The organism is Kamptonema formosum PCC 10802 (assembly GCF_000332335.1).
Lineage (GTDB): Bacteria > Cyanobacteriota > Cyanobacteriia > Cyanobacteriales > Oscillatoriaceae > Oscillatoria.
In genome coordinates this window covers 2514661-2533227 of record NZ_KB235948.1, presented here as the reverse complement: position 1 = coordinate 2533227, position 18567 = coordinate 2514661, and the positions used below count along the sequence as shown (strand labels likewise).

The 18567-nt window shown below is 52.9% G+C and carries 14 protein-coding genes; 4 read left to right on the top strand and 10 right to left on the bottom strand.

The features are described 5' to 3' along the window. Positions 1–174 precede the first annotated feature (174 nt). Positions 175–1359 (top strand): EAL domain-containing protein, encoded by a 1185-nt coding sequence (locus OSC10802_RS44220; RefSeq protein WP_017716785.1) that lies wholly within the window; start codon positions 175–177, stop codon positions 1357–1359. Between the two features lie 465 nt (positions 1360–1824). On the opposite strand, the gene OSC10802_RS0110795 is transcribed toward OSC10802_RS44220, so the two are convergent. Then, positions 1825–2388 carry a cysteine dioxygenase gene (locus tag OSC10802_RS0110795; RefSeq protein ID WP_198525095.1) on the bottom strand — a complete coding sequence of 188 codons (564 nt, stop codon included), beginning with the start codon at positions 2386–2388 and terminating at the stop codon, positions 1825–1827. A 446-nt stretch (positions 2389–2834) separates the two neighbouring features. Then, entirely contained in the window at positions 2835–3764 is a 930-nt protein-coding gene (locus tag OSC10802_RS0110790; protein WP_017716782.1) for a metallophosphoesterase, read from the bottom strand. A 317-nt stretch (positions 3765–4081) separates the two neighbouring features. Between OSC10802_RS0110790 and OSC10802_RS0110785 the strand changes: the two genes are divergently transcribed. After that, positions 4082–4987 carry a hypothetical protein gene (locus OSC10802_RS0110785; protein WP_017716781.1) on the top strand — a complete coding sequence of 302 codons (906 nt, stop codon included), beginning with the start codon at positions 4082–4084 and terminating at the stop codon, positions 4985–4987. A gap of 49 nt (positions 4988–5036) precedes the next feature. Here the strand turns inward: OSC10802_RS0110785 and OSC10802_RS0110780 are convergent, their stop codons facing one another. The 8 genes from OSC10802_RS0110780 to OSC10802_RS39595 all read right to left on the bottom strand — a co-directional run bounded on the left by OSC10802_RS0110780 (position 5037) and on the right by OSC10802_RS39595 (position 16334). Beyond that, the gene (locus OSC10802_RS0110780) at positions 5037–7871 is read right to left on the bottom strand and encodes a TIGR02921 family PEP-CTERM protein (RefSeq protein WP_017716780.1); all 2835 of its coding nucleotides are present in this window, start codon (positions 7869–7871) and stop codon (positions 5037–5039) included. A gap of 408 nt (positions 7872–8279) precedes the next feature. Continuing rightward, complete coding sequence (locus tag OSC10802_RS0110775; protein WP_017716779.1) at positions 8280–8975, bottom strand: N-acetylmannosamine-6-phosphate 2-epimerase; 696 nt, start codon at positions 8973–8975, stop codon at positions 8280–8282. 375 nt (positions 8976–9350) lie between these two features. Continuing rightward, positions 9351–9830, bottom strand: a complete 480-nt coding sequence (locus tag OSC10802_RS49460; RefSeq protein ID WP_155967555.1) for a hypothetical protein — start codon at positions 9828–9830, stop codon at positions 9351–9353. A gap of 510 nt (positions 9831–10340) precedes the next feature. Then, complete coding sequence (gene ftsH4, locus OSC10802_RS0110770) at positions 10341–12212, bottom strand: ATP-dependent zinc metalloprotease FtsH4 (protein WP_017716778.1); 1872 nt, start codon at positions 12210–12212, stop codon at positions 10341–10343. 303 nt (positions 12213–12515) lie between these two features. Next, positions 12516–12722 carry a DUF2949 domain-containing protein gene (locus OSC10802_RS0110765; protein WP_017716777.1) on the bottom strand — a complete coding sequence of 69 codons (207 nt, stop codon included), beginning with the start codon at positions 12720–12722 and terminating at the stop codon, positions 12516–12518. Between the two features lie 201 nt (positions 12723–12923). Then, the gene (locus OSC10802_RS49455) at positions 12924–13145 is read right to left on the bottom strand and encodes a hypothetical protein (RefSeq protein ID WP_155967553.1); all 222 of its coding nucleotides are present in this window, start codon (positions 13143–13145) and stop codon (positions 12924–12926) included. Positions 13146–13378: 233 nt separating this feature from the next. Further along, positions 13379–14932, bottom strand: coding sequence for a serine/threonine-protein kinase (locus OSC10802_RS52800; RefSeq protein WP_017716776.1), 1554 nt, complete (start codon positions 14930–14932; stop codon positions 13379–13381). Between the two features lie 43 nt (positions 14933–14975). Continuing rightward, the gene (locus tag OSC10802_RS39595) at positions 14976–16334 is read right to left on the bottom strand and encodes an NB-ARC domain-containing protein (protein WP_017716775.1); all 1359 of its coding nucleotides are present in this window, start codon (positions 16332–16334) and stop codon (positions 14976–14978) included. Between the two features lie 159 nt (positions 16335–16493). Here OSC10802_RS39595 and OSC10802_RS0110750 point away from each other — a divergent pair, with 159 nt between their 5' ends. Further along, complete coding sequence (locus OSC10802_RS0110750) at positions 16494–16748, top strand: hypothetical protein (protein ID WP_017716774.1); 255 nt, start codon at positions 16494–16496, stop codon at positions 16746–16748. A 166-nt stretch (positions 16749–16914) separates the two neighbouring features. After that, positions 16915–18567, top strand: a 1653-nt coding sequence (locus tag OSC10802_RS39590) for a S8 family serine peptidase (protein WP_017716773.1), incomplete at its 3' end; no start/stop codon positions are given.

The window sequence follows — 18567 nt, the reverse complement described above, 5'->3', positions numbered from 1 at the left end:
AGTTAGCATAACTTTACAGCTCAACCACCTGCGGGGGCTGTCCACCCAACCGGGAGTGCCACCCCGGTTCGGGGAAGCGCCGGTGACAGCCGCTATGAACCTCCCCCAACGCTGTACTGTGATGCAAGAACTCGACCCGTTCTGAGACTAGGAAATTTCAAGGCAGGAGTTGCTATGAGCGCAGCCATTAAAAATAATACTAATCCCCCCAGAGCGAGAATTAATTTGGAGCCTTTTTTCACTGAAAGTAACGCGGAACGTATGATTCCGAAGCGCCTGCGAGTTTGCATTCCTCAGGATTATTATCAAGAACCCGTACTCTCACGGTTAACCTACGATTATGGAATCCTCGTCAACATCACCAGCGCTATGCTCGGCCCAAATACGGGCGGTCAGGGATGGTTCGATCTGGAATTGAGAGGCACTCCCCAGCAAATTTTAAATGGCCTTATCTACTTGCAAGCGCTCGATCTAAAAATTTGGCACATCTCCCCTCCGGAAAGTGAGGAGGGAGATCAGCGGGGCGCGTCGCACCTCAGCCGGCTGAAGGCAAACGCGGCGATAAAGTTCGCTCAGGCGTGGGGCAGATCCCGATATTCAGAAAAAGAGCTGCGCCGAGCTTTGGAACAGCAGGAATTGCAGGTATATTACCAGCCGATTGTGTCTTTAGGCAGCGGTCGCATTGACGGGTTGGAGGCGCTGGTGCGCTGGCTGCACCCGCAAGACGGTCTGGTAGCGCCGGCACAGTTTATACCGCTGGCGGAAAGCACGGGTCTAATTATCCCGATGGAGGAATGGGTGATTGGAGAAGCCTGCCGCCAGCTGGGCGTTTGGCAGTCTCAATTTCCCACTTTGACCATGAGCGTGAATGTTTCGGGCCAGCAGTTTTTGCAGGCCAATTTAATTGGCATGATTGCAGGATTGATAGAGAAAAATGGCTTAGAAGCCAGCCGGTTGCAGCTGGAAATTACAGAAACTGCTATCGCTGCAGATACTGAACAGTCGGCGGCCAGGGCCAACCACCTGAAAGCCTTGGGGGTAGAGCTGGCCATTGACGACTTCGGCACCGGCTATTCCTCTTTGAGCCGTCTGTACAGCTTGCCGGTGGATGTGCTGAAAATTGACCGTTCCTTTGTCAGCCGGGTGGAGTCTGATGCCAGAGGCTGGGAAATTATCCAGATGATGGTGAAATTGGCTCATCATCTGGGCCTAGAAGTGATTGCTGAGGGGATAGAAACGTCCCAACAGCTAGCCGCACTCAGGACATTGGGATGTGACTGCGGACAGGGTTATCTGTTTTCTAAGCCACTAGACAGGGAAGCCACCGGGGAAGCGCTGGCGGCACAGCTTCAGTGGTAAGGCGCACAATACCAATTTTGGATTGTGGATTTGGGATTTTGGATTGAAAAAGGCGGCAGTAAAGCCTTTCCCGCCTCCGGGGAAAATACTATCTATCCGAACTTGGTATGAGAAGTATCCAGGCAAAAATAAACAGAACATCAAGGAACCAGGTTTTTTTTAGAAACCTGGTTTCTGGCATCGGATCGCATCAGACATGCGAGTTCTCTAAAAAATTCTGGTTTGCCTGCGCCTCTGAACTAAAAGTTAAGCCGGTTCGGCCAAAGCGCCAGACTACTAAATAATTGCCTGGATGCAGGTTGAAGGGAGCTTGGGATTCCCGACCGGCGCAATCCATTAGACTAAACGCTTCTTTGCCGATAAAAAAACGAGAGCGCCGGGAAACCCAGGGTGTTGGATCGACACAGTTCATGTGAACCTCCGCAGTTAAAAAGTTTCCACCCCTTTGAGTGGGGTCAAGCAAAGTCAAGCAAAGTCATCTTCGAGAGTGTAGCGCAGCGCCACCGGCTCGATCAGACCGGAGTAAGAATTGTAAACAGTGATGTTTCTCAGGGGCGGCGCGTATACGTGCAGTGTGACGAGTTTTTGCTCCGTCATGTTCGCTAGCTGGTGGATATCGTTGCGCTCAACCAGGGATAATTCGTTGTCGCCCAGCTGCTGTTCCATCTTCAGTTCCACGAACGCTCGCCCAGGCACCGGTCGGTCACGCACTTGGAACAGCCGCGCGGTGAGGGTTCCGCTGCAAACGCGGGTGACGTTGAGCGAACCGGCATGGTCGTGGATTGCTGTCATTTGCCCGGGCAGCCAGCACAAAACTAGCATGTCAAACCGGGAGGTCCGGCACAGGAGATTGCGCGTATAGCCGGCGTTGCAGAAATGTATGTGCGGTGTCAGCAGGAAGCTGTTGATTTGCAGCTGCGCCACCAAGTCTTTGAGCCGGTCGATTTGCAGATGTCGCTGCGGGATGCGCATCAGCTCGATAATGAAGTCGTCGATTCCGAGCTGGTTAATTAAAGAGTTTACGGACATAGTTTCCAATACCACCCCCACATTTAATGGAGCTATTCGCATGTCTGGGCAAAGCCCGATCTTGACCCAGGGCGTGTTCGCCATACCTGCCTGCGGTTTTTCAGATCCGCCTCTGGCCACCTTAAACTACGGTAAGTCGATAGATATACCGTAGTTTAGCGATCTGATATTGAGTTTAGCACAGCCAGCTCTAGAAAGCAAGTTTTTTTTCAGAGGACTTGTTTTGCACTGAGTGAGGTACTGAGAAACCCGGTTTCTTAAAGAAACCGGGTTTCTGAGGTGTAGCACAGCGGTGGGGGTGGCCATTGCCCCGATTGAGGGCCCCTATGGAGGGAAGTTGCCGGCGTGGCGGTTGTGCCGGTGAAGAAATCTGAAAAACCGGCTTTCTTGTGACGGAGAAACCCGGTTTCTTACCGTGGATTTTTAATCAAACACCGGCGTCCCAGTTATGCCGGCTGCAATTGAACCACCCCCTGATCAAAAATTTCATTGTCCGCATCAATCGCACTCATCAAAATATGACCGGCATACACATCCAGCGCGACAAAACTCAACTGGCTGGCAGAACGCGCCGTCACCTCTGAACGCCCCACCGGCCTGAGATCGGCACCGGCACCGCAAGTCAGGTATGTCGTACCATTAATAGAGCGAGTGCGTTCATAATTGTGGTCGTGACCATTGATATACAGATGGACGCCGTATTTTTGAAAAAGCGGTGCCAAAGCTTCTCTGACGCGCGTGCTCCCGCCGTGCAAACCGGCAGAATAAGCGGGATGGTGCCCAAAGACAATTTTCCAAGGGGCGTCGCTGCGGCTGAGTTCCTTGTCTAACCACGCCAGCTGAGTTTCCCAGTCAGCGTTAGGATTGGTGTCCAAAGCAAAAAACTGCACCGGCTCGCGGCGGAACGTATAGTATCGCCCTTGCATGTTAAAACCGGCATACTGCACTTCGGCGTCGCCATTGCCGGTGCGGATGTCGTGATTGCCGAGACAGGCATAAAATTTCACCCCTGAGTCCAGCAGCGGCTTGTAGGGTTGTTCAAAAGCCTCGCCAATTTTCTCGATTTCGCCGTTGTAGTAGATGTTGTCACCGGCAAGAATAGCGACATCAAAAGGGTGTTGCTCGCGGTAGCGAGTCATGGCGCGGGCGACGGCATACTGTCCGCCCCCGCCGGTGCCGGTGTCCGCCACCGCGACAAATCGCAAAATTGGCTCGCTCAGCCGCAAATTGGCGATGAGAGTTTCTTCTTCCAGACTAGAAGCGACTGCGAAGCCACCGGCACCCCAGATCTTTTTCCCGAAGAGTGAGTTTCCCAGCAAAGCGAAACCCAAGCTGAAGCCAGATAAAGCCAGAAACTGACGGCGTTTAATAGTCATAGTGAGTGGGAGCTAGACAAGTTCAGAAAAGCCATAAATAAAGCGGGGTTCAGTTAGATGAAGTAGATGCCAGAAACCCGGTTTCTTTAAGAAACCGGGTTTCTCAGGACCTCACCTCGGATGAAAACCGCTATATACAGACTAAATTAAACATAAAATCTCTCCCGCAACCCGAAAGCCGGCGGTCAGAGAGGGACAGAGAGAGGGACAGAGAGGGGACAGGCGGGACGCCTGTCCTACGCCTTTTGGGGAGGGGGGTGGGGGGTGGGGTTCCGGCGCGGGAACCAGAAATGATAGATTAGGCAGGGAGCGCCCCGATGAGAATTTATCGCAAACGCACAGATTTTGCCGATTTTAAGGGAAATCCGATGACCGAAAACCAGCCGAACCCGCCAGAACAAGAACAGCCTCAGCCGCAGACACCCGCGCCCCAGCCGCCTGAGCAGCCGGCGGCGAGCCAGCAGCCACCCCAGAAGCCGTCTGCTCTCAAAGTCCAGAGTGTTAAAGTCCTGAGATTCACGATTCAGCTGCTGGAAAGGGCGGTGGAAAAATTGGAAGCGCCACCCCCAGCGCAGCCCCAGCCCTCGGTGCTCGAGCAACTCCGTCCGGCGCTCGACAGCCTCTGGGAGCGGTGGCTGGGTGTTTTGCGCCTGGTGCGCTCTCGGCTGCCGGCATCTGTGAGCGAAAAGTTGCCCGACTGGGGGCTGACTGGGGCGATTGCCGGCATTCTCGCCCTGGTGCTGTGGACTGGATCGGCGCTGCTGTCGCCGAAGCCGGCGGAGGTGGCGCAAGTCCCGCCGCCCTCAGGCGTGGGGGCTCCCCCGGAATTGACTGCTCCGGAAGAACCTGCGCCGGTGGCTGCCGAGCCGGTGCCACAACCGGAACCGGAATTAACGCCAGAACAGCGGCTGATTGCCTCAATTCAGGAGCAAGTGGCTGAAGTCACCCGCGAATACGCAGAGGGGCTGATTCAGTCGATTGAAGCCAATTTCCAGGGCAGTCTTTTGGTTGTCAAAGTTGGCGATAAGTGGTATAATATAGCAGAATCTCGGCAGAATAAGTTAGCGGCTGAAATGTTTGCGCGGGCGAAACAATTGGATTTCAGCAAGCTAGATATTACTGATACCACAGGCAGTTTGGTGGCTCGCAGTCCGGTGATTGGCGGGGAAATGATTATTCTGAGGAGAAGGGTGCCGGTGGAAGGTGAAGAAGCCAATTTGTAGAGACGCTGCCAGAAACCCGGTTGCTTAAAGAAACCGGGTTTCTCACTCTTTAACTCACCTTCTTAGTGCGCCGGTTGCGGCGGGCAATCAAAAAGAGGGTGCCGGCAGCTAAACCGGCAAGGGTTGCCGGTTCGGGAACGCCGGTATTCAAAGGATTCTCAGGTTTAGTCAGCTGCTCTTTCCCGTCTTCCACCTTGCGATCGAAACGGTCTTTTTCCGCTTCGGCTTGTTTGAGTGCCTCCCGCTGCTCGTCATTGACGAGCACAATCATCGACGAGTAAGGGGTGACAATATTGAAGGTTTTCGCGACGGCATGAATAGCATCCAAATCGGCGATTTGATTTCCGTCTGTCTTTTTGCTGAGCGCCTGTACCAGCTGTCGCGCTGCTAGGGGTTCAAAACCATTTTCCCCCTTGTTCTGGACAACCGCCGGTGTCGCCTTTACCGGCTGGGAAGGCGCATTCTTGGCTGTAGCTTTTTGTGTCTGGCTCGCCGGCTTTTCCACAAACCAAGCATAGCCATCCAGCACACTCACTGCAGATTTACCCAAAGTGGCTTTGGTTGCGATTCGCTGCAAAACCTCTGGGAGTTCCGCAGACACTCCCCCACCGCTGTCTTGAATTGCTTTTAAGGTAACATCATCGTAAGCGCGCGGGAATGCTCCCAGATGCACCAGCCACAGCGGCGCGCTTATCTGCGGCACATCTTTAGTGTCATCGGACAGTTCATAACTGCCCTCATCTGTGAGCAGCAAGATAGCATCATAGCGCGTATCGCCTCGCAACTGTGCGAACTGCCGCAGCATCTGCTTATATTGAAGTGTGCCGTAAAATGTCATCTTTGCTGCATTAAAGCTGTTGATGTCGTCGAAGCGCTTCGGTTGGGCACCGTTGGCGGAAGTGACGTACAGATCGGCATCACTGTTGGCGAAGCTGCCGTCAGCAAAGCCGTGTTTCTGCAACCATTTGAATGTCTCACTCACTTCCTTTGCGTGTGCTATCATGCTGCGGGAACTGTCGAGAACGATTGCAAATCGCTTGCCTTGGGGGAGGGAGTATTCTTTTTCAGCTAGCGGTTTTGCGGAGATGCGGTAGCCATCTGGCAAGTTAACCTGATGCGGTGCCGGCGAGTATTGCCCTTCTGCCGGCAAGAAAGCTTCCAACCAGTTCTCCCCGTCACCTTTTACGGCTTTTCCATTGCGGATGCGCTGGGTGTCCTCCGTCCAGAAGATGTTGCGTTTTTCCCCTAATTTCGGCAGCGCCCACCCTTCTTTTTGCCGCATCACTTTATACGTCAGCCACAGGTGCATTTCGGTCGGTCGCTGAGTTGAATTTTTCCTCTCCCAGGGGGTTAATGGAGGGGGAACCGGAAATGCTCGCAGGCGATAGTGGCGCGGGCCCACCTGTTCGAGCAGCGCTGGATCGACTTGCCGCCTGACTTGTTCATTATAGACTTTCTGAGCGGCTCCGCGCGGCGAAACTGTAAAGGGGAAACGCTTTTCTCGGTTATTGGTGTCACCCAGCCACACTCCTGTGAGGGCGGCGCTTTCTGGCAGGGAAAAGTAGTAGAGTATCTCTTCTCGATCGGCGGTTTGATTTTTATACACCTCGTAGATTTCTACATTCGCCCAGTCTCCTTGCGGCTGTACTGTTACCTGTTGCTGGGCTAGCCAGACTTTTTTCTGCCCGATATTCAGCAGACCGGCTTTGGCGTCGTCGCGATTGACGGTGGATTGCAAGGCGTGCAAGATTGCCGGCTGTTCGGCTTTTTGAATGGGGGCGTCAAAGAATTCGGCATAGAGCTTTTCTGCTTTTTCGCTATCTGTCCGAAGAGAGCCTCTGTACAAAAATGGCGACATCAGCTGGTTGTACCTGTCTTGTAAAAACTGGCAGAGTTCCTCTGGCAAACCAAAGGTGTTGCGGTACATGACGCGGATGTGGTCATTTTCTTCGATGCTGCTGAGATAGCGATACGAGGACAAGTAGGCGTTAACCAGTCCGGCGCGAATTACATCTGATTTTGCCACAATTTCTGCCCTGGCGCTGTCCGTTTGCGCCGGCTTGTCCAGGAGCTGGAATGCCTGTATCTGGGGCTGTTGCTGCAATGAGACGAAGAGGGCCAGCGAGGCGGTCACGGCGGCTAAAGAGCCGGCTAAAGCGCGTTTTTGCCCGTACTGGGAGGCAAAATTGCGCCCGATGCGATAGCCGGCGTGAATGTAAAATGTTGCCAGCGCTGATGGCATCGCAAGGAAGAGCGTCGCGCTAAAGCCAAAGAGGAGAAACAATAGAAAGGTGCTTAGAGTAACCTGGAGCGCTTCTAGTGGCCTTGAAATCAAAATCCGCCCAAGTTCCCCCAAGAACCAGAAGGCTCCGAACACAACAGCTTGGGCTGCCGGCACGGCATAAAACAGCAGCAGCACTCCCACATACAAACCGAATAGCAGCATTAAGCTGTGAGCGAGCAGTTGCGCCCAAGCGATCGGCTGATTGCGCTCTGCGCAGCCCCACAGCAGTTCGGCGAGAAATGCCGCGATACAGATAGCCGCCGCGCCGACAATTAGGGTGCTGGCGGGGGTGAGCTCCCGCAGCAGGAACAGGCGGATCAGGCAGAGGAGAAACAGGGGCGCTTCTACGCCATAAAATAGACGTATCAGCTGCAGGGGCTGTTTGCGGAAACGCCACCATCCCAGAAGGGTGCATGCTGTTGGCACTGCGATCAGCGCCGCCAGGGTGATGAGGAATTCACCGGGAATCAAGCCGGCGATGGTAGCCTCTGCCAGTGGCACCGCAATCCAGGGCAATATCCCCACATAGACGGCTGCTAAAAAGATAATATTCCACAGCCAAAATATTGCTGAGAATATGTTATTGAGCTTGTTTTTCATAGCTGAAATCCTTTCAGGTTTTTTCAGGCTGACAGGGACAGGAACCCAATCCCAGAAAAGCAGCGCTGACGCCGCTGCACCAGGATGATGCAAAACTATTTACTGTTTGCCGGCATGCTGCCTCACCCCACCCCCCTACCCCCTCCCCGTTAACGGGGAGGGTGAGAAAGAGAGGAGGTTATACCCCTAATGTGCAACGCTTATCCCTAGTGTAGTGAGAGTCTGACAAATTTTCTGTGTCTGGCGTCAGGATTTAACAAATCTTTATAGAAAGGGGAGCTCAGGTGAAATTATGATAGATCCTTATCTGTAGGAGCCGGGGCGGGGGCGGGTTTCTGACAGTTGTGAGCTGTGTCACAAATATTTCGGGTTCGCCCCGCCCCTGCAAGAGGTGAGCGGAGAGATAGCTTAGCCCCCACTCAGGGCTGATTTATAGGCTCTAACCTGCAAGTCAATGCCGGTGATTGCTGTCCCGACAACGACGGCATAAGCTCCCATGTCCAGGGCTTGTTTCGCCATTGCCGGTGAGGCAATTCCCCCCTCGCAAATCACCGGCACGCTGAGTTTTTCCACCATCTGCGCCAGGAGGTCAAATCCGGGGGGGGACAGGTGTTTTGTGGGGCCGGTGTAGCCGTAGAGAGTTGTGCCCACCAAGTCAGCACCGGCATCCGCCGCTGCGATCGCCGCCTCAATCGTATCCACATCCGCCATCACCAATTTCCCCAAAGCATCGTGAATCCGCTCAACTGTCGTCGCTACCGGCTCTGGGCGCTCTCTCAGCGTGGCGTCAATGGCGATGATATCCGCACCGGCAAAGGCGATCGCAATGGCGTGCTGGAACAGGGGAGTGATATACACCTCATATCCGGGCAATTGCTGCTTCCACAGCCCAATGATGGGAACACCGGCACCGGCACGCTGGCGCACTGCCGTGACGTGTGCCGGTGTGTCAAGCCGCACGCCGGCTGCGCCCTGGTTTAGAGAAGCTTGCGCCATTGCGGCAATAACTGCCGGTTCGTGCAGCGGCGAGTCTGCCGGTGCTTGGCACGATACAATCAGCCCCCCACGGAGGCTTTCAATCACACTCACAGAATCATCTGCCATAATAAAAGGAGGGAGTATTTCAATTCTCCCACTATAGCAGTTCTAAATCATTTGTAAGAACCCTCTCTCTTTTCTTTCCTTGGCGCTCTACCCAACGGGCAAGCCGCTGGCGCGTCTATGGCGTCTTGGCGGTTTATTAAAAACAGGACTTACGCCACTCAATTGTGTGGTGGGTTGCGCGCTTCGCGTGCCCCACCCTACAGATAGAGGCTTTGCGTAAGTCCTGAACAATAATAATTCTCTTCCCAGAGCGGAGTCTGGGAAGTTTGTTCCAGCCGCGTCTGTCAGCCCATCCCTCACTGGATTAAAGTGACCAATTGAGCTAAAGACGCGCTTGTTTAGGAAACAGCTTTTCAATCAACTGGCCGTTGCAGCTTAGAAAACCTGCGGGGGAAGTTCTTGCCCTTGGCTTCTTGGAACATTCGTTACGTGAAGGAACTGCACAATTTCACTAGCGTCAGTAAAAAGTTTTTCGGCTTTACGATTCCCTGGACAGCTCACATCCGGAGACTGTTCGCCATTAAATGATACAAAAGTCTCCGTTCCAAAAGAAGTAGATTTAATGCAAGGTTGCTTGACTGGCAATTGCGACAGCGGCATATCTACTTGAATCTGTTGAAAGAATTTCTTGACTATGCGTTCAGGGACTGTACCTGTCTTCTGTCCGTTTCCATCAACATAGCTAGCTTCCCCCGAAGGAGACAGATAAATCCGGTAGCCAATTGTATTCGTTGACCCGCTATTGACTAGAACGGCGGTATTTCGGGTAACAAGAGCTAAGCTAGGAGATACTGAAAGCCCCAAAACTGATAAGCCGGCTAGAGCGGGCAGATAACGAACAAGCAATTTTAGCATTTTAGACAACCTTTCACTTGTTGGCTGTCTTGCAGACAGATAGCAGCGGGTTATAAGTTCCTTACTAAGATTGTAATAAAGTGAGCTGGCGAAGTATTAATGCTTATCAAGGTCGCCGGAATACCGGACGCAGCATTTTCTCGCTCCTGTCGCCTCTTGCATACTGCCGGGGATACAGCCCCAGTAGGCGAGTCGATATCTGGAGTTGAGCCATCGCTCAAACAAGCTGGCCGCACAGGTAGACAGCTGTTCTGCCGGTCAGCGGCAGAGAAAATCTCTAAGAAACTGACGGGTGAGGAATAGCTTTAGAGAGGCGGATCTTCTCAATATTTGAGTTGTGAGAGTGCAGAAACCCGGTTTCTTTAAGAAACCGGGTTTCTGGCCCCTGGCAAAATCTGTCTTTCCTTGGCGTAACCGGAACAGGAGCGGTTTATAAAAAAAACGAGGGAAAGAGAGCCTTCTTGTTCCCCCTCTCCGCGTGCGGAGAGGGGGTTAGGGGGTGAGGTTCTCCTACACCGGCACCGGCACCTGATCGGCGGGGTGCACTTGGCTGAGGAGACTTTGCAATTCATCCCCCTCAATCACCTCAGTCTCTAAGATTTCACCGGCAATCTTTTCCATCAGCTCCCGGTTCTGCGTGAGAATCGCCAGCGCTTGCTGGTGGGCATTTTCCACAATCTCCTTCACTTCCTCATCAATGGCTTTTGCCGTTTGGTCGCTGACACTGCGGCGGGGATTCATCCCACCATCTCCCAGGAAGTTGTTCTGCGCGCCCTTTTCATACGCCAGGGGACCCAGCACTTTGCTCATCCCGTACATGGTCACCATTCGCTCTGCCAAATCTGTGGCTCGCTGCAAGTCATTGGCTGCGCCGGTGGTGATGCTGCCAAAGACAATTTCTTCTGCAGCGCGACCTCCCAGCAGGGTGGCAATTTGACCGCGAATTTCCCCTTCATCCATCAAGAAGCGGTCTTCCGTAGGCATTTGCAGGGTGTAGCCGAGGGCTGCCATTCCGCGAGGGACGATCGAGATTTTAGCAACTTTGCTGCCACCGGGCATCAGTGCGCCAACGAGGGCGTGACCGACTTCGTGGTAGGCGACAATCTTTTTCTCTTTCTCGTTGAGAACGCGGCTTTTCTTTTCCAAACCGGCAACCACGCGCTCGATGGCTTCATTAAAGTCAGCTTGGGAGACAGTGTCGCGCCGCGCCCGCGCTGCGAGGAGGGCGGCTTCGTTGACGAGGTTCGCCAAGTCGGCACCGGCAAATCCGGGGGTGCGGGTTGCGAGGGTTTTTAAATCAATATCGGAACCCAGCTTGACTTTGCGGGCGTAGATTTCTAAAATTGCCAAGCGACCGGATAAGTCGGGGCGATCTACCAGCACTTGCCGGTCAAACCGTCCGGGGCGCAGCAAGGCGGAATCTAGGGTTTCGGGGCGGTTGGTGGCGGCGAGCACGATGACTGTCGCGCCGGCGGCAGAAAAGCCGTCCATTTCAGTCAGCAACTGGTTGAGAGTTTGCTCGCGCTCGTCGTTTCCGCCCATGAAACCGCCGGTGGCGCGGGATTTGCCAATGGCGTCAAGTTCGTCGATAAATATAATGCACGGGGCTTTCTTTTTCGCTTGCTCGAACAAGTCGCGCACGCGAGCCGCACCGGCACCGACAAACAGTTCTACAAACTCGGAACCTGATATGCTGAAGAAAGGCACGCCGGCTTCTCCCGCGACGGCTTTTGCCAGGAGTGTTTTGCCGGTGCCCGGAGGCCCAACCAGCAGCACGCCTTTGGGAATCCGCGCCCCAATTGCCGTAAAGCGCTGCGGATTTTTCAGGAATTCCACGATTTCGGCTAGCTCGACTTTGGCTTCTTCGACGCCGGCGACATCAGTAAAGGTGATTTTGGTGGCTTCGCCCTCTACATAAACCTTAGCCTTGCTTTTGGTAATCGAAAGCGCTCCTTGCGGACCGGCACCGCGCCCCATAAAAAACTGGAAGATTGCCACAAAAATCAGCGGCGGCAGCACCCATCCCAATATACTGGTGAACCAGGTATTTTTGGGCGGCGGGGCGGCAGCGAACTCAACCCCTTTTGCCTCTAGCCGTTTGGGCAGTTCCATGTCAAATATAGGGGTGGTGGAGAGGACTTGAGCCGGCTGCTCTCCCTCCGGTTTCACCTGGTATCGGATTTCGTTTTGCGCCACGAAAACCCGCGCCACTTTCCCGTCTTCTACCTGGTCAATGAACAGGCTGTAGGGCACTCGCGGAATCGGCGGGGCAAACAGCTGCGGCAAAAACAGGTTGGCCAGCAGGAACAAAACCCCCACTAAGAAGAGAATGTTGCCAATCAGTCGATTGCGAGAGGGTTGTGGCTTGTCTTTAATACTCATCGTTTGTCATTCATCCTTTTTGAGATTATATGGCTATTATTTTAACCCGTATGGGTTCAGCTTGACTCTATCCGATCGCATACTTTTAATCGTTGACATTTCGGAATCCAGGTTCGCCACTTTTACTCTCTCACAAGCTTGCAACTTTTGGGAATGTAGTGATTGCCGAAGGTTGGCGGTTCGGTCTTGTTGGGGGATTTTCAAGCCCTCTTTGGGTGGGGATTGCTTCCTTCCCCGCACAATATTGCTGGAAGCCCCCACCCGGTCAGGGGGCCAGACGCCCCTTTGTCTGGGTGGCAATCTTCAGCAGGGAAGGGGGGAGGCGGTTTCCAGCCAATCGAATATTCTATCTAGCTGTTCTGTGGTCACTAATCCATATTGCCAAAGAATCACGGGTAACAAGTTTAAGCTGTACTCGCGATGCCGCAAAACTATGCCAATTGCAGCCGCCGGCACCGCTAACTCTTCTTGCAAAAACTGTATCAGTCGAGTTTGCCGTGTGGGTTCCATATAAATTTTTACTGCTATCTGAGAGTGAGTGTAACAAAAATTGTAAAGTTTTGCAACGATTTCTCAGAATACCGCTGGGACACGGCCCAGTGGGGGGCGGAGAGGGGTGCGGGAGGGGTTGGGGGTGAGGGCTGGCATCCGCGCCGGTGTCCCAGAGGGGGATGTTGGGCCATAGGGGGCTGGCCCGTTCGTAGTTGGGCTTTAGCCCAAAAGTTCGTAGTTGGGCTTTAGCCCCTGTTGGGACAGGGGGGATGCCGGTCCTACGCTTTTTGGGTTGGGACAGGCGGGATGCCGGTCCGGCGTCTTTTGGCGTCTTTTGGCGGAAAGCGACAGGGGTTTGGAGGGAGAGGTTCGCACCGGCATCTCGATGTTAACTTTGTGGCGTGTGAGATACTCGCAGTGCCGGTTTTCACCCGCGCTCAATCAGCAGTTTCAGTTTATCTCCCTTGCCGGTTCTCTGCAGTTTGCTGCTATCACTTTTACATTTATCGCCTATTGATCACTCATCTCTTAGAAACAGAATTTATCCTATCTCACATTTATTCCGTCTGATTTTGTCCTATATACTCTTCTCTTTCTTCCCCCCTTCCCCGTTCACGGGGAAGGAGTTGGGGGGTGGGGTGAGGCATCAGGCAAATAAGTGCGATTGCCGGTTTTCATTTAATTCTTTTAGCCTTTAGGCGCTGGCGTGCTAACTCCCTCCACTTCTCCACTTCTGGTCTGCGGTCTTTCGGAGCAACTGTCAAACAGTTTTTCCATTCTACCAGTGCGCCGGTTTTGTCGTCAAGGCTCTCCAGCACCTGTGCCAGAAAGCAGTGAGCGGCAGCGTTTTGAGCGTCGATATCAATAGCCTTCTGGAGGTGAGACTTAGCCTCGGCATAGCGAGCTTTCTGCAGATACGCCCAGCCGGCATTTTTGTGCAAATCGGATTTCAGCGTGATATCCTGAGCTAGTTCCAAGCCTTGCAAAAGCCATCTAAGAGCCGCATCAGAGTCTCTGTCCACAGTCAGGGACAAGCGACCCAAATTGTTGAGGGCGTAGGGTGCGGCGGGATCGCCGGCATCCTGTATGGCAAGCCGGTACTCCCTGCGAGCACAATTATAATCCTCAAGCATTTCGCAGGTTGCTCCTCGCTTGTAGTGATCCATCCTGAGGTCTGGGTTCAATCCCATCGCCAACTTGAAGTAAAACTCCGCAGTTGCCAAATCACCGGCCTGATAACTATCATACCCCATATTATTGATAAAAGTACCGATTTGGGGCGTCGCCAGTCGCACCAGAGCGAACCCCAGCACTATCGACGCAGCCACCCCAATTGTAACCCCAATAGCTCTCAGCTTTATCTTGCCGGCATCCTGACGCCCCACAGCCGGTGAGAGTACCGGCAACCTCTTTTCAATCTCTGACAGATGATGTAAAATAACTTGAGGGTTTGAGGGTCTATTTTCTAGCTTCCTCGCCATCAGCAAATCAATCAAATCTGCCAGCGACTCCGAAACATGCGTGGCGCTGTGACGCCAAATCAGCTCGCCGGTTTGTTCGTGACTGCGAAATTTATTGGGAGGATCGCCGGTCAGCAAATGAACAAAAGTTCTGCCCAGCGCAAAGAAATCGGATTGCGGCACAGCGCAACCCTCGACTTGCTCTGGGGGCACATAGCCAGATGTGCCAACCAGCGTTATCGGGTCATTTTCGGCGATTTTGCGCACATAAGTGTCTGTGATCTCCCGAACAGCCCCAAAGTCAATCAGCACCAGCTTACCCTCCGGTTTCAGCATGATATTGTCCGGTTTTATATCCCGGTGAAAGTAATCCTGCTGGTGGACTTTATCCAGAATTTCTGCCAGCTGTTTTAACCAGTCAATTGCTCGCTCTTGCGAGATGGGTTGATTGTCTCGCAGCCACTCTTGCAAATTATGCCCCTCAATCTTTTCCATTACCAGACAGTGCAATGGTTCGGCGCTATCCCCTGGCTCAAATTTGAAGTACCCATCTGGCTCCACTCTGGGAATCCCTGGATGGCGCAGTTTCTTCAATACCTCCGCTTCCCGGTTAAACAGAGAGACAGATTTGGGATAATTATCCATTAGGACTTTCAGGACTTTCGGCGTGCCGGCATCCTCCACCTCGAAAGTAGCGCCAAAGCCCCCTTCGCCCAGGCGTCGAATCACCTGATATCGGTTTTGCAGTAACATTCCCGGCTCAATCATGGCTGCTTCACTTGAGAACACCCCCTACCCCGCACGATACGGTTCACCGGCGCGAAGATTGATTGCTCACATATTTTACCACCACCGGCTGCACCGTGTAAAGCATTTCACTGCTTTCTTTAACTTTTTCGATGAGGGAGCGCCGCACCAAGGATTCCAGAGCTTTCAGCAATTCTGTTGCGCCTTCTAGCTGCATGTCCTCTCGCAACTGGCTGATGGAAAGGGGCTGCCGGTTAGCGAGCCGGCCCACAATTTCTTTTTCAAACTCGGACAAGCGCTTAAAATGCTGGTACAGCAAATATTCAAAATCTCCCAAATACAGGGATTTATTTAAAAACTCCGAAACGCTGCCGGCAAACACATCCTGAATAGTGGCAGCCACCATCTTTAAGGCTAGGGGATTTCCACCGTAAGCTCTAATGAGTTCTTCCCATCTCTCCTGTTCAGATAAACCCTTTTCTCTGAGGATTTCCTTGGCTGCTTCCCCTAAACCCTTCAGCGGAAAGGAGCGAACGGATAAGTTTGGGCTTTCCAAAACGGCAATTTCTTTAGGTTTCTCCCAACTCGCCAGCAGCAAGCAACTTTGGTGGGATGATTCTCCCACCTGTCTGAGGAGCTCCCCATACTCCTCATACCCATCCAGATAGTGGCCAGCCGGCTGCCCTGGGCGCAGGACGGATTGCCACTCATCGAGCACCACCAGACACCGGTGAGTGCGCAAATACTCCATCAGTCGCGAGACGCGACCAGCAACAGTTGCTGGCCAATCCGTTTCCTGCCGGTTGGCCAGGAATTGTATCAGGTTGGCCAGGAGTTCGTTTAGCGGTGGGGCGTGGCGCAGACTTTGCCAGACAATATACTCAAATTTATCTTTGGTCTGTTGGGCCATGCGAGCCGCCAGAGCCGTTTTGCCAATCCCCCCCATGCCCCAAATGGCCACCAACCGGCATCGCTCTCGCACAATCCACTGTTCCAGGTTCCCCAGTTCGCCGGTGCGCCCATAAAAAACCGAAGCGTCTGGCGCACCGTCCCAATCTTGGCCCCGGCGGGCTGATGGGCCAGTTCTATATCCCGCCGCATCCAGCCAGTCAATAACGTCTCTCCAGTTGGAGAGCGTGTTTGGCTCTCGCCCTGTCAGTATTTCCACATAGCGATACAAGCCTCTACTCAGGTTAGCCTCAAGCCCCCGGCGGTCTTTAGGCAGTTTTTCCGCGATTTCAGCTGGACTGCAGCCGCAAAGCAATCCCCGCAGGTGCAGCTTTTCAGTCGGTGTCAGTCCCGCTCTTGTGTGAGAGGCCCATTCTTTCTTAGCACGGGCGAGCTTTTCGTAGAGCCTTTCTAGATCCCAGTCATTTGCCGCGCCGGCAAAATCCTCTGAAGGTGGGTTTGGGGTAGATGCCATTTCGGGAAATCTTCAGGAAATTCACAACCAAAATTCTAACCGAATTGCTAACCAAATTGCTAACGCATGTTGTGCACCTGCTCCCTGGTGCCACAGTTAGGCTGTTATCAGGTTCAGATAGAACACGCCAGCTGAAGTTAGTATACCGAGGTCAGTGCCATGTTTGACTATTTCGTGCCATCGTCGGGCCACACTTGGGAGAAATGTCTCAATTCTTCCTTCACCAGTGAGTGCGGGAATGCAGAACCGGCTGACGCAATCACTCCCGGTGTGGCCATCAAAAATCTCCCAGCCAGTGGCGCAAGTGGCGAGGTGATTGACATCCCGCCGCCGGCATATCAGAGCGACTATAGCCTGAGTGGCGCACCAGTTTACTCCATCAGAAGCCTGAGTCTCCGCCCAGGCGATGAGTGAAAGAGAATCGAAACCGCCCAAACGGCCTATTTTTAGGATGCCGGTGCGGCCACCTACAACAAGATCGCAGATGAACGTGATTTGAGTTACTGCCGGTTGTGGCAGAATATAGTCTGTCAAACCCGTTTAGCTGCTGAAAGTCCATTCTCAATGCAGGATTTGAATTATGCCGACTAATAGCTTGACCACCGACCGTCTAATTGTCAAACTGAATCCCACCGCTAGTGCGAGTGCAGTAACCAGTCTGCAAGCGCAACTTGGAGTCACACAAGTAACCAACGCAGAACGACTTGGGATTCAAATTTGGCAGATTCCAAAAGGAACCGCCGCACAAGCCATATCCGCTTATCAAAACGATTCTCGCTTTCAATATATAGAAGAGGATCGCATCATCACACTTAACGATCCCAAACAGACAACTTCGCCCGCAGCAAATTCAGGGACAATTACACCCCAAGCCACCAGTCCCAATGACCCTGGTTATCCCCAATTATGGGGACTCAACAACACAGGTCAAAGTGGGGGAACACCCGATGCAGACATCGACGCCCCGGAAGCGTGGGATATTCAAAAGGGAAATCCCAACTTAGTTATCGGCGTTATTGATACGGGAGTTGATTACAACCACCCCGACTTGGTGGGGAATATCTGGCAAAATCCAGGGGAAATCGCAGGAAATGGCATCGATGACGACAAGAACGGATATATAGATGACACTCGCGGCTGGGACTTTGCCTATAACGACAATAACCCGATGGATGGGCAGGGACATGGCACTCATGTTTCGGGAACCATTGCCGGAAAAGGCAATAACGGTGTTGGGGTGACAGGGGTTGCCTGGAATGCCAAGATTATGCCCATCAAGTTTCTAGATGATACGGGTTCAGGTTTGATATCCAATGCGATTTTGGCAATTAACTATGCAACAGCACAAGGAGTCAAACTCACCAATAATTCTTGGGGTGGTGGGGACTATAGCCAAGCCTTATATGATGCCATCAATACTGCCGGACAGCAGGGATCTTTATTCATTGCGGCGGCTGGCAATAGTGGACTGAACACTGACACAACGCCTAATTATCCCTCCAGCTACAACCTATCTAATATTATCTCTGTTGCCTCAACCACCCGCACCGATGGACTCTCCTCTTTCTCTAACTATGGAGCCACCACTGTAGATTTAGGAGCGCCCGGTTCAGATATTTATAGCAGCATACCCGGAGGAGGCTACGACTACAAATCAGGTACTTCAATGGCAGCTCCCCATGTGACAGGGGCGGCGGCGTTGCTGTGGTCTCAAAATCCGACTTGGACAGCACAGCAAATTAAAGACCGGCTGATGCAAACAACTGACCCCATTTCCGCCCTGGCTGGTAAGTCGGTTTCAGGGGGCCGGTTGAATATTAACAAAGCCTTAGATTCCGTAGTTCCTACAGCCAGCAGTTTCAGCCCCGCCGATAATGCCACCGGCGTTGACGTTGGCGCTAACTTAGTCGTCAACTTCAGCGAAGCAATTCAGAAAGGCACCGGCAATATCGTGCTCAAGAAACTGTCTGACAACTCAGTGGTGGAAACCATTGCTGTCACTGGCAGTAATGTCACCGTCAGTGGGAGTCAACTCACGATTAACCCCACGGCAGATTTGGCCCAAAACACAGATTACTACGTTGAAATTGCCAACGGTGCGATTAAGGATATTGCTGGCAACAACTTCGCAGGTGTTACCGGAAATAGCACTTGGAATTTCAAAACCGCAGACACAACCGCACCCACAGCCAGCAGTTTCACCCCCACCGATAATGCCACCGGCGTTGACGTT